General features: G+C 42.9%; 11 protein-coding genes. 6 read left to right on the forward strand and 5 right to left on the reverse strand.

The window, feature by feature from the left end; genetic code table 11:
• Positions 1-13 precede the first annotated feature (13 nt).
• Positions 14-3,247 (forward strand): carbamoyl-phosphate synthase large subunit, encoded by a 3,234-nt coding sequence (carB, locus tag MMO42_RS13860; protein WP_241320943.1) that lies wholly within the window; start codon positions 14-16, stop codon positions 3,245-3,247.
• Between the two features lie 91 nt (positions 3,248-3,338).
• Positions 3,339-3,815, forward strand: coding sequence for a transcription elongation factor GreA (gene greA, locus MMO42_RS13865; RefSeq protein WP_005150395.1), 477 nt, complete (start codon positions 3,339-3,341; stop codon positions 3,813-3,815).
• 37 nt (positions 3,816-3,852) lie between these two features.
• Here the strand turns inward: greA and MMO42_RS13870 are convergent, their stop codons facing one another.
• Positions 3,853-4,200 carry a hypothetical protein gene (locus MMO42_RS13870; protein ID WP_241320944.1) on the reverse strand — a complete coding sequence of 116 codons (348 nt, stop codon included), beginning with the start codon at positions 4,198-4,200 and terminating at the stop codon, positions 3,853-3,855.
• Positions 4,201-4,520: 320 nt separating this feature from the next.
• Between MMO42_RS13870 and MMO42_RS13875 the strand changes: the two genes are divergently transcribed.
• From MMO42_RS13875 to MMO42_RS13885, 3 genes are all read left to right on the forward strand, one after another.
• A complete protein-coding gene (locus MMO42_RS13875; protein WP_241320945.1) occupies positions 4,521-6,764 on the forward strand; it encodes a TonB-dependent siderophore receptor in 2,244 nt (747 codons plus the stop codon).
• Between the two features lie 157 nt (positions 6,765-6,921).
• Positions 6,922-7,542: a CatB-related O-acetyltransferase gene (locus MMO42_RS13880; RefSeq protein WP_241320946.1), complete on the forward strand. Its 621-nt coding sequence runs from the start codon at positions 6,922-6,924 to the stop codon at positions 7,540-7,542.
• Between the two features lie 233 nt (positions 7,543-7,775).
• A complete protein-coding gene (locus MMO42_RS13885) occupies positions 7,776-8,213 on the forward strand; it encodes a universal stress protein (protein ID WP_241320947.1) in 438 nt (145 codons plus the stop codon).
• An 82-nt stretch (positions 8,214-8,295) separates the two neighbouring features.
• Here the strand turns inward: MMO42_RS13885 and MMO42_RS13890 are convergent, their stop codons facing one another.
• Complete coding sequence (locus MMO42_RS13890) at positions 8,296-8,616, reverse strand: MGMT family protein (protein WP_241320955.1); 321 nt, start codon at positions 8,614-8,616, stop codon at positions 8,296-8,298.
• 86 nt (positions 8,617-8,702) lie between these two features.
• On the opposite strand from MMO42_RS13890, the gene MMO42_RS13895 reads away from it, so the two are divergent.
• Entirely contained in the window at positions 8,703-9,428 is a 726-nt protein-coding gene (locus MMO42_RS13895) for a metalloprotease (protein WP_241320948.1), read from the forward strand.
• Here the strand turns inward: MMO42_RS13895 and MMO42_RS13900 are convergent.
• The 3 genes from MMO42_RS13900 to MMO42_RS13910 form a co-directional block, all read right to left on the reverse strand.
• On the reverse strand, positions 9,425-11,146 hold the full coding sequence (locus MMO42_RS13900; protein ID WP_241320949.1) for a CapA family protein: 1,722 nt from the start codon (positions 11,144-11,146) through the stop codon (positions 9,425-9,427). The two genes, MMO42_RS13895 and MMO42_RS13900, sit on opposite strands and share 4 nt — an antisense overlap.
• Before the next feature lie 11 nt (positions 11,147-11,157).
• Positions 11,158-12,831: a poly alpha-glucosyltransferase gene (locus tag MMO42_RS13905; RefSeq protein WP_241320950.1), complete on the reverse strand. Its 1,674-nt coding sequence runs from the start codon at positions 12,829-12,831 to the stop codon at positions 11,158-11,160.
• 114 nt (positions 12,832-12,945) lie between these two features.
• Positions 12,946-22,608 (reverse strand): BapA/Bap/LapF family large adhesin (locus tag MMO42_RS13910; protein WP_347005708.1); only part of this gene is annotated, 9,663 nt, incomplete at its 5' end.

Consider the following 22,608-nt stretch of genomic DNA (forward strand, 5'->3'; position numbering starts at 1 on the left):
TAAGGAGCGAATAATGCCTAAACGTACGGATATTAAAAGCATCTTAATTATTGGTGCTGGTCCTATTGTCATTGGTCAAGCCTGCGAATTTGACTATTCAGGTGCGCAAGCATGTAAAGCGCTTCGTGAAGAAGGTTATCGCGTTATTTTGGTGAACTCTAACCCAGCGACCATTATGACCGACCCAGCAATGGCAGATGCGACTTATATCGAGCCAATCACTTGGCAGACAGTTGCACAAATCATTGAAAAAGAACGTCCAGATGCAGTCCTTCCAACCATGGGCGGCCAAACTGCATTGAACTGTGCCCTTGCTTTAGACGAGCACGGCGTTCTTGAAAAATATAATGTAGAACTGATTGGCGCATCAAAAGAAGCGATTGAAAAAGCAGAAGATCGTAAACTGTTTGATATCGCGATGCGTAAAATTGGTTTGGAATGTCCAAAAGCGGCCATTGCTGAAACAATGGAAGAAGCTTTGGCAATCCAAGCAGGTTTTGGTTTCCCAGTCATCATCCGTCCATCATTCACGATGGGTGGTTCAGGTGGTGGTATTGCCTATAACCGCGAAGAATTCCTAGAAATCTGTGAACGTGGTTTCGATCTTTCTCCAACCAAACAATTATTGATTGATGAATCACTGATTGGTTGGAAAGAATACGAGATGGAAGTTGTTCGTGACAAAAACGACAACTGTATCATCGTTTGTGCGATCGAAAACTTTGACCCAATGGGCGTACACACAGGTGACTCAATCACTGTTGCTCCTGCGCAAACATTGACAGACAAAGAATACCAATTAATGCGTAATGCATCGGTTGCGGTTCTTCGTGAAATTGGTGTGGAAACAGGCGGTTCGAACGTTCAATTCGGTATTAACCCGAAAGATGGCCGTATGGTTGTGATCGAGATGAACCCACGTGTTTCTCGCTCATCTGCCCTTGCTTCTAAAGCAACTGGTTTCCCGATTGCTAAAATCGCAGCGAAACTTGCAGTCGGTTATACTCTTGATGAATTGAAAAATGACATCACTGGCGGTATTACACCAGCATCTTTCGAACCATCGATTGACTATGTAGTAACAAAGATTCCTCGTTTCAACTTCGAAAAATTCCCACAAGCTGAGCCTGTACTGACAACTCAGATGAAATCTGTGGGCGAAGTCATGGCGATTGGTCGTAACTTCCAAGAATCTGTACAAAAAGCACTTCGTGGTCTTGAAGTTGGTGTAAGTGGCTTTGACGAGAAAGTTGAAGCGGGTACAGCCAATGCAAAAGACATCATCTTAAAAGAGCTTAAAGTACCTGGTCCAGAGCGTATCTGGTACGTTGCTGATGCATTCCGTCATGGTTTCTCTTTAGATGACGTATTTGAAGCAACCAAGATCGACCGTTGGTTCTTGATCCAAATCGAAGACATCATTAAAACCGAAGCTCAAGTGAAAGCATTAGGTTTTGGTGACTTAAATGCTGACAATATCCGTTCATTCAAGCGCAAAGGTTTATCTGACCTTCGTATTGCTGGCTTGATGGGTATTTCACAAAAGCAATTCCGTAAACAACGTTGGAACTTGGGTGTATATCCAGTTTACAAACGTGTTGATACCTGTGCGGCAGAGTTTGAATCTGGTACTGCTTACATGTACTCAACTTACGATGAAGAATGTGAAGCTAATCCATCAAACCGCGACAAGATCATGGTCATTGGTGGTGGTCCTAACCGTATTGGTCAAGGGATCGAGTTTGACTACTGCTGTGTACACGCTGCGCTTGCAATGCGTGAAGACGGTTATGAAACCATCATGGTGAACTGTAACCCTGAAACTGTTTCAACCGACTATGACACATCTGACCGTTTATACTTCGAGCCTGTAACACTTGAAGATGTACTTGAAATCGTACGTACCGAGAAGCCTAAAGGCGTGATCGTACAGTACGGTGGTCAAACACCTTTGAAATTGGCACGTGCTTTGGAAGAAGCAGGTACCCCAATCATTGGTACATCTCCTGATGCGATTGACCGTGCAGAAGACCGTGAACGTTTCCAACAAATGATTCAACGTCTACAGCTTCGTCAACCAAACAACAGCATCGTAAAATCTGCTGAAGAAGGTATTTCTGAAGCGGCTAAAGTGGGTTACCCACTGGTAGTACGTCCATCTTATGTATTGGGTGGTCGTGCAATGGAAATCGTCTATAACGAAGAAGAACTTAAACGTTACCTTCGTGAAGCAGTACAAGCGTCGAATGAAGCCCCTGTGCTACTTGACCGTTTCCTCGACGATGCAACAGAAGTTGACGTTGACTGCGTATCTGACGGTAAAGATGTTGTGATCGGTGGTATCATGCAACATATTGAACAAGCTGGTATTCACTCAGGTGACTCTGCATGTTCGATTCCTCCTTACTCTCTTTCACAAGAAGTTCAGGATGAGATGCGTCGTCAAACTGTTGCAATGGCAAAAGAGCTTGGCGTAATCGGTTTGATGAACGTTCAGTTTGCTGTGAAAGGCAATGACATTTATATCCTTGAAGTGAACCCACGTGCATCACGTACCGTTCCTTTCGTATCTAAATGTATTGGTGATTCGTTAGCAAAAGTTGCTGCACGCTGTATGGCTGGCCAATCTTTGGAATCACAAGGTTTCACCAAAGAAATCATTCCAACACATTTTGCTGTTAAAGAAGCTGTGTTCCCATTTGCCAAATTCCCTGGCGTAGATCCAATGCTTGGGCCTGAGATGAAATCTACAGGTGAAGTGATGGGTGTGGGTAAAACATTTGGTGAAGCATTCTATAAAGCGGTGCTTGGTTCTAACGAACGTTTACCAGGCTTACCAACAGAAGGCGAAGTGAAACATGCATTCTTATCGGTTCGTGAATCAGATAAGAAATACATTGCTGACATTGCAAAACAGTTAATCGCTTATGGCTTTAAGCTGGTTGCAACCAACGGTACACATCGTGTGCTGAAAGAAGCTGGAATTGAATGTCAAGCTGTCAATAAAGTGACCGAAGGTCGCCCACATATTGTTGACCGCTTGAAAAATGGTGAAATTCATCTTATTGTCAACACAACTGAAGGCAAACAAGCTCAGTATGACTCTGCCATGATTCGTCGTGCTGCCCTCCAAGGCAAGGTGTATTACACCACGACAATCAACGGTGCAGAGGCTGTTTGCCAAGCATTTGCTGTGAAATTGCCAATGGATGTATACCGCTTGCAAGATTTACAAACTGTAGGTTAATTCTCTACCGATAAAGTCCCGTCACCTTATCGGTGGCGGGCTTTTTCTTTTTTTAATCCTGTATTTTCCCAACCAATTTAGAGGGACTGAAATGCAACGTTACCCTATGACTCCCGAAGGCAAGGTTGCCTTAGAGAAAGAATTACAACAGCTCAAAACAGTGGATCGCCCACGTATTATCCAAGCGATTGCTGAAGCTCGTGAGCACGGCGATTTAAAGGAAAATGCTGAATATCATGCTGCGCGTGAACAGCAAGGTTTCTGTGAAGGCCGTATTCAGGATATCGAAGGTAAACTTGGTGCAGTTCAAGAAATTGATGTCAAAACACTCGAGCAAAATGGTCGTGTTGTGTTTGGTGTGACTGTAACTATTGAAAACCTTGATACAGAAGAACGTAAGACTTATAAAATTGTAGGCGATGACGAAGCAGATTTTAAAATCAATAAAATCTCAGTAAACTCCCCGATCGCACGTGGTCTTTTAGGTAAAAGTGAAGGCGACGAAGCAAAAATTCAAACACCACAAGGTGAAGTTGAATACGAAATTGTCAGCGTGGAATATATTTAATATTTAACAATAAATAAGCCTCCAGTGGGAGGCTTATTTATGAGCCTTGAATAGATATTAAGTAATTATTGAACTGTTGAATCACATCAGAATTGCCATCAAAATATTCCTCAAAAAAATAACGATGGGTTAAAAACTCTGGTGGAGTGATAGAGTACTCTCCATCTTCATATTCTTGTTTAATCCAACTTTTAGGAATTGTAGGATCGGTGATTTCAAATAAATTTTTATCAAATAAGATTGGTTCCTTGCATTCATTTAATAAACGAAATGTACTATCGCTGATCTCAAGCACCCTATATTCTTTACCAACAATAAGCGCATGTTGTTTCACAATATCATCATAAATATCATCGCTTGTGTTTTTTAGAACCCTTACTTTCATTATTTTTCCTTGAAAATGTATAGAAATGATATATGGCAAGCACAAAGCCTTAGTCAATACTATAACTCGATGATCATTTGATCATCGATGAATATCACTAAAATCTCTTTTCCTTATTCGGCTTTGTCTTTCCCAATCAAATTCAACACGTGTTTACATGGCCTTGAAAATTTTTCCCGAATTCAAGTTTCCGCTTTTAAAGCTCAAATAACCATTGATCATAAAAATTAGAATTCTGCTAAGAATTATTTGATAACGCTATTGATTCTAATTATCATTAACAAAATTAAACATTATGCATATTTAATAGGTATCCCCTTATGCAGCAGACTGTACGATTCACCCAATATCCCCTCTCCCGTGCGCTACAGTTGATCGCAGGCGGTACTAAAGTCGCTTTACCGATGTTAATGCTGTGTGGTCAATTCACACAGGTGATGGCTGAACCGACCACATCAGATCACGAAAACATTATCAATGCACAAGTCACAGCAAATACCCTACCGACCATCAAAGTCGCTGCAGAAAAAGAGCAATCAACCTCATACACAACTAAAAAAATAGCGATCGGAAAAACCACACAATCACTCAAAGAAACACCACAGTCGGTTTCTGTAGTTACCCGTCAACGTTTGGATGATCAAAATATTTCGACCATTGATAATGCCATGAAATATGTCACGGGGCTGACTGTGGTACGTTACGATGCAGCAGGAAATTATAATGATTTCAATGCCCGGGGTTATGGCAGTGATACCTACCAAATGGATGGTACGACCTTAAGAACCGATTCAAACGGAACCTATCTGGATCTATCTGTATTTGACCGTATTGAAGTATTACGTGGTGCATCGAGTATGTTCAGTGGCGCAGGTGAACCAGGTGTTTCTATTAATCTGGTGCGCAAGCGTGCATTGGCTGATTTTGCCTTGACTGGTAAGGTAAGTGCTGGCTCATGGGATAACTATCGTGGCGAGGCAGATGTTACTGGTAAGCTTACACAGGATGGCGCATTACGCGGCCGACTGGTCACAGCAGTACAAGATTACGATACCTTTATGAACGGCATTGATGGCAATAAGAAACTGGTATACGGCACACTGGAATATGATCTTCAGGACAATACCACACTATCACTCGGTGCAACCTATCAAGATATTAACACGGTCTTATCACGTGGTTTACCGTATGGCCCCGATGGAAATCTTCTCAATATTTCGCGTAAAACAAGCTTTGTACAGGACTGGAACAAGCAAGATCTAACCAATAAAGAATTTTTTGCAGAACTGGAGCATCATTTAAATCATGATGGGCTGATCAAAGCCACGGTGCGCCAGAGTATACGTGATAATCATGCCAAATATAGCGATCCTTCTTTACCAGACGCTAATGGTGATATGTCCAAATTTAGCGCATTGGCCTTTAAACGCGAGGATAAAGATTTCAGTGCAGATTTATTTTTTAACACCCCTTTCCTGTTTGCTAGACAGACCCATAACTTCCTGATCGGTGCCGATTATCTAAAAGGCAACTCAAAAACCAATTATTCATCTTGGGGAACACCACTGATAGGTACAATCAATATCCATCATGACAACCAGTACCAATTTGCTGAGCCGGATTTTGATTACGACACCAATGTCAGCAAAGAAAAAATAGAAAACTATGGTATTTACAGCCAATTGAGAATCAAACCACTTGAACGTTTAACCTTGGTCGGAGGTGGCCGTGTTAGTTGGTGGAAATCTGTCTCAACCTCCTTACGAGCTGAAGGGGAAGACAGCACCGAACCAGCAGCGACCCATGATGCAAAAGCAGAATTTACCCCTTATGCAGCAGTATTATTCGACCTTAATCCAAATGTATCTCTGTACTCTAGCTATTCGGAAATTTTTAAACCACAAAATAACTTTAGCTACGACCCTATAACGCGTCGCAAAGGTAAACAACTTGATCCACGGACTGGTACTCAGGTTGAAGCTGGACTGAAAGCGGCTTTCTTCGATGACCGTTTAAATCTTTCTTCTGCAATCTATCAACTAGATGACAAAAACCGTGCGATTGCAGATCGTACTGCCCCAGAAGGTTATGGCTATTCAGTGGCGGCAGGTAAAGCACGTAGCCGTGGTTTTGAGATCGAAGCAAGTGGGCAAATTACCGATAATTGGCAAATCACAACAGGCTATGCCTATACCAAAAGTGAATACCTAACTGACCCAAACCAACAAGGACAACCGGTTAACACCTTTACACCTAAGCACAATTTTAATTTATGGACGACTTATAAACTACCCGCAACAGTCGTTGAAGGAGTCAATGTTGGATTTGGTTTAAGAGCCGTATCTAGTTATTACGATGGATCTGGTAGTCAGCGGGTTCAACAAGATGGCTATACACTGGGTTCAGCAAGCCTAGGCTATCAAATTAATCCACGTTATAAGTTTGCGATTAACGTAGATAACCTATTTGATAAAAAATACTATGAAAAAGTGAATTATTGGATACGTCAAAATATGTATGGTTCGCCACGTAGCGTAACAGCAAGCTTAAGCTTTAAGTATTGATCTGTTATGTAATCGACTAAATCTAGCCAACAAGATTAGAACAATACGTACTTTAAACTCAAATACACCTCGCCTTATTTAAGTACGGCGAGGTTTTATATTTATTCCCTCGAACACTGGGTATAATAGCCCAGCTTTTTTTTAATTTTGTCTAGATATGGATTCATTGATCAACTCTCCTGTTAAACATTGGTGCGAGTTCGAATTTATTGCTAAAACGGTGAAAAATCCGAATATCCATATCAAAGGCAATTATTCTTATTATTCTGCTTATTGGGACCAAGGCTTTGAACGTTGTGTAGTCCGTTATCTACATGACAAAGCTTCAACGGCAGAGAAACCGATTGATCAACTCCATATTGGCAACTTTGTCTGCTTTGGTGCTGAATGCGTGATTATGATGGGTGGTAATCAACTGCATCGCTCCGATTGGATCTCGACTTTTCCGTTTGATACACGCAGCTTTCTGCCCGCGGGTGATACTGTCATTGCCGACGGTTGCTGGATTGGTAGCCGAGCCATGATCATGCAAGGGGTGAAACTGGGCGAAGGTGCAGTCGTGGCGACAGGTGCTGTGGTCACGCAAGATGTACCGCCTTATGCAGTCGTTGCTGGCGTACCTGCCAAAGTGATTAAATACCGTTTCTCTGAACAGGACATCGAAAAACTGCTTTCCCTCAGACTTTATGACTTAGATGAAAAGCAAATTTTAAAAATGCGTGAACAATTACAGACCAATGATGTTGAATCATTAATTCACTTTTTTGAACAATATTAATCCCTCCTTAGCGATAACTCACTGATATATCACTATTCTATTTTTATAGAAATTTCATGTATTTTTAATTAAATCCTATCTTAACCATTCTCCTATAAATAATAACTATCCCTATAAAAATGCTAGGTTTTATTTATCTTTCAACAGGTTTACTATAACCATAGAGCTTGTAATTTAAACAACTTTTAAATACTGAATTCAATGCAAAATCATAAGTATAAGGAGTAACTCACATGGCTTATCAAAAAATCTTAGTGGCGATCGATGACTCTGAAATTGCTGCGAATGTCATTCGGGAAGCAGCCCAACTCGCAAAAGCGTTAAATAGTGAAATCACTGTGGTTGAAGTGATGACTTTAGACCCCTATCTTGCCGATGCCTATGTTCGTATGGGACAAAGCAATGAGCTGATTGAACGTGTTCGAGGCTATGTGCAAGATAATTTAACTAAGGCTGAGCAAAAGTTTGAAGAACATGGACTTACAGTCGCTACTCAAGTCTTGGAAGGCTTTTCAGTGCATCAGGAAATTATTGGTGCGGCCCAAAACATCGGTGTAGATTTGATTATTATGGGTTCACATGGGCGTACAGGCTTTAAACAATTTGTACTGGGTAGCGTAGCGCAGAAAGTTTTGGCAGAAAGCCATATTCCTGTATTAATTGTTCGCTGAATCATTAAAAGTCTCAGAACGTATAATTTATATTTGCTGAATTCTGCAATAACAGATTATGCGTTCTAAACTCACATCCGAGTTAAGGCTGCCAAGCAAATATTTTTAAACTCACTTTTCCATTTAATAAATAGATCCCTTCTGCCTCTAATAAGCTCTGTTGAACATTTTCACCCTTCTCATTGATTCGAGTTACGCTGATCTTGCCTTGAGAATTAATGACACGATACCAAGGGATGGTACTTTCGATATCTAAATGCTTGAGTACATAACCGACTAGACGTGCATGTTTAGGCAAACCTGCTAGCTTGGCAATTTGCCCATAACTTGCCACTTTTCCATAGGGAATTAAGGCAATCACTTCTAAAATCTGTCGATGTAGTTCATTGGTATCTTGCACAATACAACCTATAAAAATCTGCTAAGATGATAAAAATCATGCGAAAAGCTAGCCACAATAATTAAAACGCAATAACTTGAGAGAACAAAATGCGGTTAAAAATTACGGCCCTGACCCTATTATGTCTGATCTTCAGTGCATCTTGTACTACTCAAAAACCACCTGTCAAATTGCCTCCGTATCAGTATTCATTGGATGCCAATGATTTACCTGTGGTCAATGTCAGTTTTATTGTGACCAGCAAGCGTCCTGAAATTAAAGCTCTCGATAACAAAACACAGATCTATAAAGAACTGGCGATATTGAATCGGTATTTTGTCGATGAAAATAATCAAAAAATCTTTAAGTTTAAAATCCACCGTTATTATTCATATCAGGACTTCAACAAACGTAAGTGTGATCTTGCCAATCAGTTGAATCAACCGACGACACTGATTCCTGACAATCTTCCTAGTTCAGTCAAAAGCTGTTTCCCACGCAGAAAAAGCAAGGAAGTGCTGTTTATTATTTATGACTCTTATGGCGAAAAATTGAAATATGCAGATATCACCAGTTGGGGATTCCGCAATCAAGGCCAACCGTTTATTTTGATTGATTGGGAACGACTGAATTATCAAACCCAAGCCGCCAGTGTCCATGAAATGGGACATGCTTTCGGCTTAGGGCATGTGTGCTCACCCAAAGCGACCAAAACAACACCGACCAATATCATGAGCAGTTACGACTGTCGTTTGGGCAGTGGTGGCTTACGCAACCTTGGTTTTACACGTGAGCAGCTCAATATTATGCTCAATAACTATAACCAATATCCTTAAAAATCAAGCTGAATATAATGGCCTAGATGGTCCTGCCCTAAGGTGTAATTAACTTGCTCAAACTGACTGGCCAAGGCAGATTGAGCTTGTTCAAATTGCATCTCATCGACGGGACGAGGTTGCCAAAAAGTTTTACGGTTATGGGTGTAAATTGGATAAAACTGTAATCGACATTGTTTTAAGTTGAGTCGAATAATTCCCCCATAAGGCAGGGCCTGATAGTTTTCAAAATTGCCATTACTGTTAAATACGCCATTTCCTATGCCGAAAATGACAGGTTTTTGATGAATAGAGCGTATTGGCTGAATGGTATGTGCACCATGTCCAATAACGAGATCTGCCCCGATTTGAGTCAATATCTTGGCAAGTTTTTCTTGCTCAGGGTGGATCGATTTAAAATCGACACCCCAATGACAAATGACGATGATCTTATGCTGTGGATACTTTAGGCGATATTGCATAATTTGTTCAAACAAAATCGCATTAATACAAGCCACTCCTGAATCATGCCCCAAGGCATAGAAGTCATAATCTTGATAAGCCGTTGCCCGATGCCAATAACCATTGAAAATTGCCACACGCTGCCCATCGGTTTGAATTTCTAGGTATTGATGTGCTTGCTGCTGATCATTCCCCGCCCCGATAAAATCAATCTCTGCTTGCTCTAGCAATGTCAAAGTATGTTTGAGGCTTGCATCACCATAGTCTTTTAAATGATTATTGGCCAAACACAGTGTATTGATATGCATACGTTTAAATTCTGCCAAAGTTGGCTCAGAGCGCGCACCAAGGATATAGGCTTTTTTACCATCTAAAATTGAGTCTTCATCAAGATTAAAAACCGCCTCTAGATTGGCAATATTGATATCATCTGGACCAAAAAATTGTTGGATGCCTTCAAACGAATGTTGATAGCCATAACGCTGTAAAGCATCATCGATCCCTTGGCGTGTTCTTTTAGCGGTATAAAATTCACCAAAATAAGTATCCCCAATAATATTGACCCACTCACTTTTGGCTTGAATCTGTTTTGCCGGTAATAAACCCTGCTGAAAACAATGAGAATATGGCACTAAATGATCAATACGATGCACATGATCCAATAAGTGGAAAACGCCTATGCTCTGATTATCATATCGATAAGAAAAGTAATAATTTTGCGTTTGATCCGTCAGATAGAGCACGGCATCCAACTGTCTACATGTCCATAATGAACGGATCGGAGCAATCTCCTCTCCATTGATATTCAATGCTTTTACAAAAACCCGTTCCAATAACTCAATCGGTAAGCTAAAAATGCGTTCAGCCAAGCGATAAATATTTTGGAGCGTGTTTTTAACATTTTTATCAGCAGAATAAACTTGTAAATCAAACTGTTGTGCTTTTTGGACAACTTCAAGTTGTGTCTGTTGCCAACTTCCAAATAAATGACAGCCGAGAGGTTGTTGAAGCTCTTGGGGATAGTTAAAAGCAATGGCCTGTAATAATTCTAAAATGCTACATTGATGATTGAATACAGGATGCAATCCCTCGCTTGCTTGAACATGATGAGTCACTACTTCATCGAGCTGCACCGATCCATCGACAATACGTTCTAAACCAAGAAGTAATAAAATCCAATAGGAACAATCCCCTGCTATTTCAGTTTGCCATACGGGATGGAGAAAGTTTTGATTGCCAATGTGGCTGATGATTTTGATCTCTTGAGGAATACTCATTTAGGTGTTCCTCATGCATCAGTTTCAAAGTGCTGGACATAGGCAATATAGCCCGAAAGATTATGTTCTTGATCATCGATCCGTACACGAAAACGATCATGTCGCACATAAAAAGCATTTAAGATTTTATCTGGTCGTGCCATATACATCGCCACTTCAGGATAGAAAAAGCCAGTCCGTTGAAACTCAGTTCGGAACTCAATCAGTTTTTTCAGTTCTTCAAATTGTGCTTTTTCAAATAATTGCTCCAAGCCGAGCGCGCGAATCCGTCCAACCATTTGATAAGCCGCCATCATCATTTCCAACAAAGTGGCATAGGCTGTTTTTCGGTTACGGATAAACAGCATATGCTTTAAATAATTATTCAGCCCGAACTGGAAATATTTTTCTTCGGGGCAAATTTTTGTCAGTTCATTGGTACAGTAACTGAGCCAATGATCGTGGTAACGATCATAGTTTTGCGTCATAAAGCGTTCAAACATCTGTTTGACAGTGTGCAGTAATGTCTCATCTGGATGAAGTTGATAGAGGCGTAATAATGCCAATGCGGCTTCACCATCATAATAAATAATTCGGAACTTCTCTTTTATCTCATAGCTTGGATAATGCAGGACATGTGTGGTTTGGCCTGCTTCATTGACCATCGACAAAACCCCATTGGCCAAATGTCGAGCATAGGTGAGATAACCCGTATCTCCGGTCATTTCTTGGTATTTAGTTAGCATTAAAATGGCAGCCGCATTGGCACCCAGCTTAATTTCATCGAGCCCTTTAGCTTCATCACCATCCAGCATATAAGCCAGTTCAGCCTGTTTTTCGATATAAAAATGCTGTAGTGCATAATCAATGGCAGACTGAATCTGAGTGATCAATTTCTTATTTGGTTGAATCATCAGTGTTTCAATTAATGCATAGACTGAAGTGCAATGCCGAACTGTGTTGTAGCTCCGAATTTCACGATCATAGGCGGGGAAAAAACCATAGGTAAAACGTCCATCCGATTGTATTTGCCGAGCAAGAAATTCAGCATTTGCTTCGATCATTTTTTTGAAATGCTGTTTCTTTGGTTCAAACAGATAACGTACCCCATTCGCACTAAACTGGCTGTGCAGAGGAATCAACTGTCGATCTTCATAGATCACCGCTAAGGTATCAAACGTCCATAGCTGTTGAAGATCTTCAATTTTTATCTCGCAATACTGATTTGGATATTTTTTTAAAAGGCAGCTATTTAAGTTTTTCTCATCGAAAAAGTTAGGTGTGTTATAGCTGAGTGCCCGAATAATTGCCTTACCGTATAGCTCCTGTTCCAAAAAACATTGCTGAAAATCAGCATCGAAACTGATGCCTTTACGGTAATGATTGTTGTGGAACTGATTCTTTAAAGTCTGTTCAATGTCCTGCCATTGTTCTTGTTGGATATTAAAAGCGACATCAATTTTAATAAATGTCGTAGAGTCTGCATCGAAAGCAAATAAATGCGCTAGGAAATCGAAGAATTCTTGTTGGATACTGGAAAAATCTGAACATGCTGAATTCCAGACTTGGCAACGTTGCGTCTGTTCTCCATAGGAACAAAAAATCACAGCTTTAGACACATCAATGTGTTGCTGAACCTGTTTAAAAAAATGATCACTAAGTTGCTGCTTGAATTGCTCGAGTACTGAAATGGTTGTAATGGTCATATCTTCAATTTTTAGAATTTTTAAGTGTTTTAAACACGATACCACATATTTTTATGATCTTCGCAAAATGAAAAAGAGAACCCGAAGGTTCTCTTTTTGAGTTAAGGATTTGGATTAGTAAAGAATTTGATGGTTATTTAACAAGGTGGTTAAGTTTGTTGTAACGCCATCTAAAGTAATCAAGTCCGTATAGTTACTTCCAAAAATTGGAGTTGCGCCATTACGGTCTATGCCAATCACGGTATTACCACCAACGTTGGTTACACGTAGATATTCAGCAATATTGCCATCTGTTTGATCTCCATCTAAAAGATGACGAATATCAATTTTATCTGCTTGATCATTATAGTTAACAGCATGTGTATCAGTGTTTCCGACCACGAAGCCATTCCAATGATCAACGCCATTACCGCCTGTATTTGCCCCATTACCCGCTGTTGCCGCAGTACCATTCAGTATTTGATAAATTAAGGTATCTGAGCCACTGCCGACAATCGCGCTGGTAAATGTATCATTGCCACTGGTACTCGAATAAAGCAAGTTGTAATCAGGATGCGTCAAGTTAATATTCAAGGTTGCAGTTGATTCAACACCAGTTGCAGAAATGATTTTGTATTCAATACTGTCTGTAGATGATAGATGCGTTGTCACACTGACATCATTTGGACGGTATTCATACTCACCATTTGACTGCATGATTAACACACCGTTACCGGTATTAATCGTTTGTCCTAATGCGTCCACATATGAACCTGAAACACTATTCCATACTTGAAGTTTGTAACCTTCATGAGAAAGAAGACCTGTATCTGCTACTCCACCAATCGTGTCTCCAAGCAATACATTACCGTTGATCCAATCTGAACTATATTGATTCAAATGAACTGTGGTTGTCGTAACGCTTGTGTCTAAGGTAGTGGTTCCAACAGAGACGCCTTGTAATCCGTAATGAACTCGGTATAAGCCAGCAGCAAGATTCTCTACAGTATCTTGGAAAGCAACACTACCAACTTGAAGCGTCGCTAAATTACCTAGAGCAGTTTGAGACCCTTTATAGACCGTATCAACCCATTGACTGGTTGCTGCATTCCATATCTGGATCACATAACTCACTGTTGGTAACAGGCCAATGAGTGGCTGTACTTTATAGACAGCAGCGAGATCGATACTACCCACTGTTCCAGCTGCAATAGTGAAACTAGTCGAGTCGATGGATGTAAAGCCAAGACCATTAATCGTAATATCAGGACTCGCTACATCAACAGCAGCATCTTTGCTATTCGAGAAGTCTGTAGCTGCAGTGACATTATCTGCATTGGCAACGATCTCAATGGTGCCATCATTCGCTGGGTTGGCAGTATCCCAAACCACTTTGACATCTGGTGAACCCACTTGGATATGCAATTTCGCGGTATCGGTTGCGCCAGTAAGCACATCACGAACCGTATAGGTAAATGTATCTACTTTGCCAATTGCACTGAGGTCAGTTGTATTTGGCGTGTAGGTATATTGACCGTTTGCGGAAATAACCAGCGTACCGTAAGCACCAACAATCGTTGTACTTGTGCCAATCGTTTGGACTGGCGCACCCACAATTTCCGAAGTCACTGTAGATACATGAGTAGTCAAGGTAATTGAGTCATCAGCCAACACATTACCTGTGGCAACAACTGCGGTATTGGTTGGAGCCACACTGTAGTCAAAGTCATCTTTAACCACACTCATGGTACCTAAGATACCGATACCAACACCTGTATAGACCATGAAGGCGCGGTATTCACCTTGACCTAAGTCAGGAACAGTTACCCCAATACCACCACTGCCTAATAAACCAATGTTCAGTAATCCAGTGCTTGAGCCACCATCGATGTTATGCCAAGTACCGTCTGCTGCTTTCTCTTGTAAAACCACTTTGTAGTCATTAAATAGTGACAGTGAAACGGTTGGAGCGTAAGAGAATGTCACATCCGCGCCATGTCCAGCTGCAATATTAAATTTCACACTTGGTGTGCCTAACAAGGAAAGATTGAGGTTCTCTGTTAATCCAACCAGTAACAAGTAGGTTGCTGAACCCACTGCTACACCGAGTTGACCTTGTGGAACAATGTCGATACCCGCAGCAACCACATCATCCAGTGCATCTACAGGTGTCACTGTAATGTCAGCAGGTTGTGATGGATCCGTTGGGTTCCAAGTCATATCGACAGCATCGCTATCAATATGGAAGTACAAGGTTGCTTGTGAACTATTCACACCATCAGTCAATGTATAAGTGAATTGATCAACTTGTCCTAAACCATTTGGATTGGCTGTTGGTTGATAACTGTAATTACCATTTGCGTAAATCGATAATGTACCGTAATCACCGACAATGGTTGTAACACCAGTGACATTCACAGCATGGCTCACGCCATTGAAGATCACACTGGTGATGCTGCTAAAGCCAGATGCAGTATCAGCATGTCCATTCAAGCCAATGTCATGGATCACATTACCTTCCGCAGCTTGAACACTGTATCCAGTAATATTGGTCGCATCGAACACATCTTTCTGAACAGAAAGTGTACCTAACAGACTTACGCCAACACCGCCACCGGCATAGGTCATAAATGCTCTGTATTGTCCTGCACCCAATCCATCTAATGTGACAGTATTACCACCAAAGGCTGCAAGGCTGAGTAAATCAGCATCGCCTGTACCATGTACAGCAACCCATTGATTCGTCGCAGTATCAAATTTTTGAACCACAAGCACATAGTCAGCAAGCAGGCTGGCACTAATCAATGCACTATAGTTAAACGTTACATCGTTCAGTGTGCTGTCAGTCAGTGTGAAATTCACACCTGCTGAGCCCAGTTGGAAATCAAAGTTGCTGGTTAAAGATACCAATGCGAGATAACCATGACTGCCTACCGAAACATCATTACCGATTTGTAGATATTCAGGATTGATTTCCGCAACCGCAAGATCATCTACCGCAATCACTGGTGCACTGTTGCCAATTGTGAAGTCAAGGCTTGCACTGGCAAGGTTTCCGCCAAGTGGATCGGATAAGGTATACGTGAAGTGATCAACCTGACCGATATTTGCATTGGTATTATTTGGTGTATAGATGTAATCACCATTTGCAAATATTTTCAGTGTTCCGTATTGACCCACAATGGTTGCGCCATTCGTGAGATCGATCGGAGTGGTTACACCATTGAATGTTACAGAACCAACCACGGTATAACCTGTAACCGAATCAGCATTCGTACCAACACCTAAACCAGTAATTACGTTTCCTTCTGTCGCAACACCAGTGTAGTCCACTAGTGTTGGGTCATAGACATCCATCGTACCTGACAATGTGCCTAAGATACTCTTACCGTATAGACCGTTATACGTCATAAATGCACGGTATTGACCTTCTTCCAGACCTTCAATCACAACCCCTGGTGTAGCATTCAATCCTATGCCTAAGATACTAAGATTGAGTAAGGATGCCTCACTGCTACCAGTAACTGACTCCCAACGACCTGTGACCGTATTGAATTTTTGCAGCACAAGTTGGTAGTCGCCCAATGCACCTTCATTAATCAGACTGCTGTATTTGAAGGTTGCTGTTCCTTGTTCGCCTGCAGCCACATTGAAGCCCACCGTGCTGTTCACGAATGGTAATGGTGCCTGTAAGTTGATACCTGCCAATGAAAGCAATGCAAGATAGGTTGCGCTGCCCAATGCTCGGTCATCATCAATGAGATGAGGCTGAGCAGTGATTCCAGCATTGACTGCATCGTCTGCAGCAATGATGCTGACAGTTGCAGGTTGTGATGGATCAGCCGGCCAGTTCATATCGACAACTTTACTATCAAGGTGAACATAGAATGTTGCTTGTGAAGTCGTACCAGATGCTGGATCTCTTAAGGTATAAGTGAACTCATCCACTTGTCCTAAGCCTGAACTTGCAGGGTTTGGTGTATAGGTATAGTCACCATTTGGATAGATGACCAAGGTACCATAAGTGCCTGTAATCGTAGTTGGAGATGCCGTTATTGCAACACCATTGATTTCACTGATAACACTGTTCGGTGTAGCGATATCAATCGCGCCATTGGTATTTGGATCAGAGATCAAATTACCATGTGCCGCAACAACATCGTATCCAGTTATAACAGCTGGGTTATAAAGATCAACTTCACCGTTTAAGGTCACACCAATCGCACCACCTAGTGCACCATTGAAGGATAAGAACGCTCTATACTCGCCTTCTGTCAATCCAGCGATTTGAGCTGAAGGTGTTGTTCCCAACAAGGTAAGGTTAAGTAATGAACGATCACCTGTACCGTTCACCGCTTCCCATTGTCCTGTCACTTCATTGTATTTTTGCAGTACAACATTATAGTTACCGAGTGCTGATGCACCGATCAAGCTATTGAAGCTAAATGTTGCAACCCCTTCCTGTCCAGCAGCGACGTTAAAGTCGACTGTATTCACAGTGAGAAGTTGTAAATCAACCAGATTTCCAACATTCAACAACACACCGTAGAACGCTGAATCTGTTTCTGTACCCACCAATTGATATTGCGGGTTAATCTCGACTTCAACCAAATTGTCCGCAGCGCGAATCGTATCAAACTCAATCGTTAAATTGGCTTGTGTTGTCGCACCAGTGACCGAATCAGTTAATGTATAAGTGAACACATCGTTATGACCTACACCTGAACCATTGGAGAATGGTACATAGGTATAGCTACCATCCTGATGGAAAGTAATCGTTCCATAAGTTCCTGTGAAGGTTTCTCCATCAGCATCAATCGGATGACCATTCACGAAAGAAACATAAGTGTTTGGCGTGATTTGATCGACTTGACCTGTTGGATCTGGATCAAGAATAACGTTACCTTCGGCATTACCCACTTCATACCCACCAGGGATAGTAAGATCGTAATCATCCATGGTTGCAGATAGAGTGCCGAGAACACCAAGCCCTAACAAACCGTCGTAAGTTAAGAATCCACGGTATTGACCTGCATCTAAACCTTCAAGTACGACACCTGGTACATTTCCGATACCAAGTCCGAGTAAATGTAAGCTAAGAAGTGAGGCGTCACTATCACCATGGATAGATTCCCATTGATTTGTGGTTGTATTAAATTTCTGTACAACCAATTTATAGTCAGACAGTAAACCAACATCAATTAAGCCACTATACTGGAATGTAACCGTACCTTCATGATTAGCAGCGACATTGAAGCCAATTGAATTCCCGCCAAGCTGCAGATCGATTCCTGCCAATGAAGTCAATAACAGATAAGATGCACTACCCAAATTCACATCATCTTGAACTAAGGCTGGTTGAGGGCTTAATACCGCATGATCAACGTTGTCGTATGCAATGATGGTACCTGTATTTACGATGTAGCTGACATTCGAGCTGATTGTTCCAATGTTACCCGCTGCATCTGTTGCTTGAACCGTTACATTAATGGTTTTATCCACATCTGCAACCAGTTCAGAACCTGCAACCGTTACACTCCAGATACCACCAGCTTGTACAGTCGTTGAAAGGTTAACACCATTCACGTTGACAGTGACTGCATCACCAACAGTGTACTCACCTGTTATCGTACCACTGATGGTTTGGTTCAGACCTGCTTCAGTGAGATCAATAACATTATCACCAGTAATCGGGTTAATTGTGATTCCTGTTGTTGAAGCATCTGGTGGAGTAATATCTACCGCATACAATTGTGTATCTAACAGAGTACTAGTGTTGCCTGCTGCATCCGTGAAGGTTGCAGTTGCTGCAATGGTCTTATCTGCATCTGCCAATAAGTCACTGCCCGCGACACTTGCTGTCCATGTACCTGCTACGGCATTTACGATTGCTGTATAAAGCACACCATTAATCAATAAGGTGACCGTTGTGCTGGTTGCATCTGCAGGAATACCAGTCAAAGTACCAGTGACTGTAACATTCGCAGCTGCTTCAGTTGCATTGACTACATTGTCTGCTGTAACCACATTAATATTTAGAGCAGCACCTGTTGTATCTGGCGGAGTAAGATCCACTGCATACACTTGGGTATCAATGATGTTGCTGCTATTACCCGCTGTATCTGTAAAAGTTGCAGTTGCTTCAATGGTTTTATCACCATCCGCCACTAAATCACTACCTGCCACACTTGCTGTCCAGTTGCCTGTTACAGGATCAACCGTCGCAGTATAGCTCACGCCATTAATCGACAAGGTCACAACCGTGGTTGCTGCATCCGCAGGAATACCGGTCAAGGTTCCTGTGATGGTCACATTGGTTGCTGATTCAGCTGCATTCACTACATTATCTGCGGTTACCGCATCAATGTTAATGACTGCACCTGCTGGGTTCGGTGGTGTAATGTCTACTGTATACACTTGGGTATCAGTGATGTTGCTGCTGTTACCTGCGGTATCGGTGAAGGTTGCTGTGGCATCGATAGTCTGGTCACCATCTATCAACAAGTCACTACCTGCAACACTTGCTGTCCAGTTACCTGTTACTGGATCAACCGTCGCTGTATAGTTCACACCATTGATCAATAAGGTCACCACAGTCGTTGCTGCATCGGCTGGAATACCGGTCAAGGTGCCTGTAATCGTCACAGTCGTTGCTGATTCAGCTGCATTCAATACATTGTCTGCGGTTACAGCATCAATGTTCAGTACTGCACCCGCTGGGTTTGGTGGCGTAATATCCACTGTATACACTTGGGTATCTGTAATATTGCTGCTGTTACCAGCTGTATCAGTGAAGGTTGCTGTTGCATCAATGGTTGTATCACCATCTGCCACCAAGTCACTACCCGCAATACTTGCTGTCCAGTTGCCTGTCACAGGATCAACCGTCGCAGTATAGTTCACTCCATTGATCAGTAAGGTTACTGCCGTGGTTGCTGCATCCGCTGGGATTCCAGTTAAAGTACCAGTGATGGTCACATTGGCTGCTGCTTCAGTTGCATTCAACACATTATCCGCAGTTACTGGTGCAATGTTGAGTATTGCGCCTGCTGGATTTGGTGGAACAAGATCAACCAGATAGCTTTGATCAGCTGTTACAGGACCAACACCAGTGACATTCACGGTCACGTTGATGGTGCTGTCTGCATCGGCACTCAAGTCGCTACCTGGAACGTTCACACTCCAAGTGCCGCCCGCCTGTACCGTGGTGTTATACACCGTACCATTCACATTCACGCTGACCGCATCACCCACTGTGAAGCTGCCGACAACCGAACCACTTACAGTTTGGGTTGCACCTGCTTCTACCGCATTGATGATGTTGTCACCGGTAATCGGATCAATCACCACCACTGGATTTGTGATATCTACGGTATAACTACGGTCTGCTGTGACAGTACCTACGTTACCTGCGGCATCCGTCGCTGCAATGCTGACGTTAATTACTTTGTCGGCATCCAGTACCAATTGGCCGCCTGCAACTGTCACTGCCCATGCACCACCAATTTGTACGGTGGTCGTGATGTCTACACCATTCACATTTACAGTAACAACATCACCCACTGTGTATTCACCTGTCACGGTTCCGCTGATGGTTTGGTTCGCACCTGCTTCAGTGGAGTCGACAATATCATTACCAGCAATGACATCGATTGTGATTGTTGTCGTACTATTGTCTGGTGGCGTGGTATCCACGGTATACACTTGGGTATCTGTAATACTACTGCTGTTGCCCGCGGTATCGGTGAAAGTCGCTGTCGCATCAATGGTTTTATCACCATCTGCCAACAGGTCACTGCCTGCTACACTCGCTGTCCATGTACCTGCAATTGTATTCACAATTGCTGTATAGCTCACACCGTTAATGACCAAAGTCACAACCATTGTTGCTGCATCGGCTGGAATTCCCGTCAAGGTACCTGTAATACTGACATTACCAGCAGCTTCGCTTGCATTGACCACGTTATCCGCGGTCACTGCATCAATATTGAGTACAGCTCCTGCTGGGTTTGGCGGAGTAATGTCTACGGTATACACTTGGGTATCTGTGATGTTGCTACTGTTGCCCGCGGTATCTGTAAAGGTCGCTGTCGCATCAATAGTTTTATCACCATCTGCCAACAGGTCACTACCTGCCACACTCGCGCTCCAGTTGCCTGTCACAGGATCTACTGTTGCCGTATATGTCACACCGTTAATCAGTAAGGTCACTGCCGTCGTTGCTGCATCTGCAGGAATTCCGGTTAAAGTACCCGTAATGCTGACATTACCTGCACTTTCTGCCGCATTCACTACGTTGTCCGCGGTCACTGCATCAATATTGAGTACAGCTCCTGCTGGGTTTGGCGGAGTAAGATCGACGACATACGTTTGAGTATCAACAACAGTGGTGCTATTGCCTGCTGCATCAGCAAAAGTTGCTGTTGCGTCAATGGTTTTATCACCATCTGCCACCAAGTCACTACCTGCCACACTCGCTGTCCAATTGCCTGTCACAGGATCAACCGTTGCAGTATAGCTCACACCGTTAATCACTAAAGTAACTGCAGTTGTTGCCGCGTCTGCAGGAATACCCGTTAAGGTTCCTGTAACCGTCACATTACCAGCAGCTTCTGTTGCATTGATGATGTTATCCGCAGTTACTGGTTCAATCGTCAACACAGTCGTTGTTGTATCTGGTGGCGTAATATCTACGCTATACACTTGCGTATCTGCGATGTTGCTGCTGTTGCCTGCGGTATCGGTGAAGGTCGCTGTCGCGTCAATGGTTTTATCACCATCTGCCAACAGGTCACTGCCCGCAACACTTGCTGTCCAGTTGCCTGTCACAGGATCAACCGTTGCGGTATAGCTCACGCCATTGATCAGTAAAGTCACTGCCGTCGTTGCTGCATCCGCTGGAATACCCGTCAAGGTACCGGTGATGGTCACATTGCCTGCACCTTCAGTGGCATTCACCACGTTATCTGCGGTCACTGCATCGATGTTCAGTACTGCACCCGCTGGGTTCGGTGGTAGGCTGTCGACCACTTCACTGCCTGGTAACGATGGGTTACCTGCTGGGTCAGTGGCAATCGCAGTCACCGTACTGCCGTCTGGTAAGTTACCTGGGTTCGGTGTGGTCCATACCCCTGTGGTTGGATCTGTTGGTACTTGAACGGTGGTGCCATTCGGGAAGGTCACCGTCACCGTTGAACCTGGTTCTGCTGTACCGGTAATCGGATCTGTGCCATTGATTGGATCAATGTCAGGTGCATTCGGTGCAGTCACATCGACGCTGTACACTTGTGTATCGGCGATGTTGCTGCTGTTGCCTGCGGTATCGGTGAAGGTCGCTGTCGCATCAATGGTTTTATCACCATCGGCCAACAGGTCACTACCTGCCACACTCGCTGTCCAGTTGCCTGTCACAGGATCTACTGTTGCAGTATAGCTCACGCCATTGATCAGTAAGGTCACTGCCGTGGTTGCTGCATCCGCAGGAATACCGGCCAAGGTGCCTGTCACGGTCACATTGCCGCCTGACTCTGCCGCATTCAAGACGTTGTCTGTAGTCACAGTGCCGATCGTTAATACCGCACCCGCTGGGTTCGGAGGAGTAATGTCTACGCTATAGCTGTGGTCAGTGCTGACTGGGCCAACACCAGTGACATTCACCGTTACATTAATGGTGCTATCTGGATCGGCACTCAAGTCGCTACCTGGAACGTTCACGCTCCACGTACCGCCTGCCTGTACCGTGGTGTTGTATACCGTACCATTTACATTCACAGTCACTGCATCACCGACCGTGAAGCT

Origin of the sequence: Acinetobacter sp. ANC 3882 (assembly GCF_022549545.1) — a bacterium.
In the GTDB taxonomy this organism is placed as follows: Bacteria; Pseudomonadota; Gammaproteobacteria; order Pseudomonadales; family Moraxellaceae; genus Acinetobacter.

Bases quoted from the DNA above. Each gene is read 5' to 3' on its own strand.
- carB (WP_241320943.1), top strand. From the start codon at position 14: ATGCCTAAACGTACGGATATTAAAAGCATCTTAATTATTGGTGCTGGT.
- greA (WP_005150395.1), top strand. From the start codon at position 3,339: ATGCAACGTTACCCTATGACTCCCGAAGGCAAGGTTGCCTTAGAGAAA.
- MMO42_RS13870 (WP_241320944.1), bottom strand. From the start codon at position 4,200: ATGAAAGTAAGGGTTCTAAAAAACACAAGCGATGATATTTATGATGAT.
- MMO42_RS13875 (WP_241320945.1), top strand. From the start codon at position 4,521: ATGCAGCAGACTGTACGATTCACCCAATATCCCCTCTCCCGTGCGCTA.
- MMO42_RS13880 (WP_241320946.1), top strand. From the start codon at position 6,922: ATGGATTCATTGATCAACTCTCCTGTTAAACATTGGTGCGAGTTCGAA.
- MMO42_RS13885 (WP_241320947.1), top strand. From the start codon at position 7,776: ATGGCTTATCAAAAAATCTTAGTGGCGATCGATGACTCTGAAATTGCT.
- MMO42_RS13895 (WP_241320948.1), top strand. From the start codon at position 8,703: ATGCGGTTAAAAATTACGGCCCTGACCCTATTATGTCTGATCTTCAGT.
- MMO42_RS13900 (WP_241320949.1), bottom strand. From the start codon at position 11,146: ATGAGTATTCCTCAAGAGATCAAAATCATCAGCCACATTGGCAATCAA.
- MMO42_RS13905 (WP_241320950.1), bottom strand. From the start codon at position 12,831: ATGACCATTACAACCATTTCAGTACTCGAGCAATTCAAGCAGCAACTT.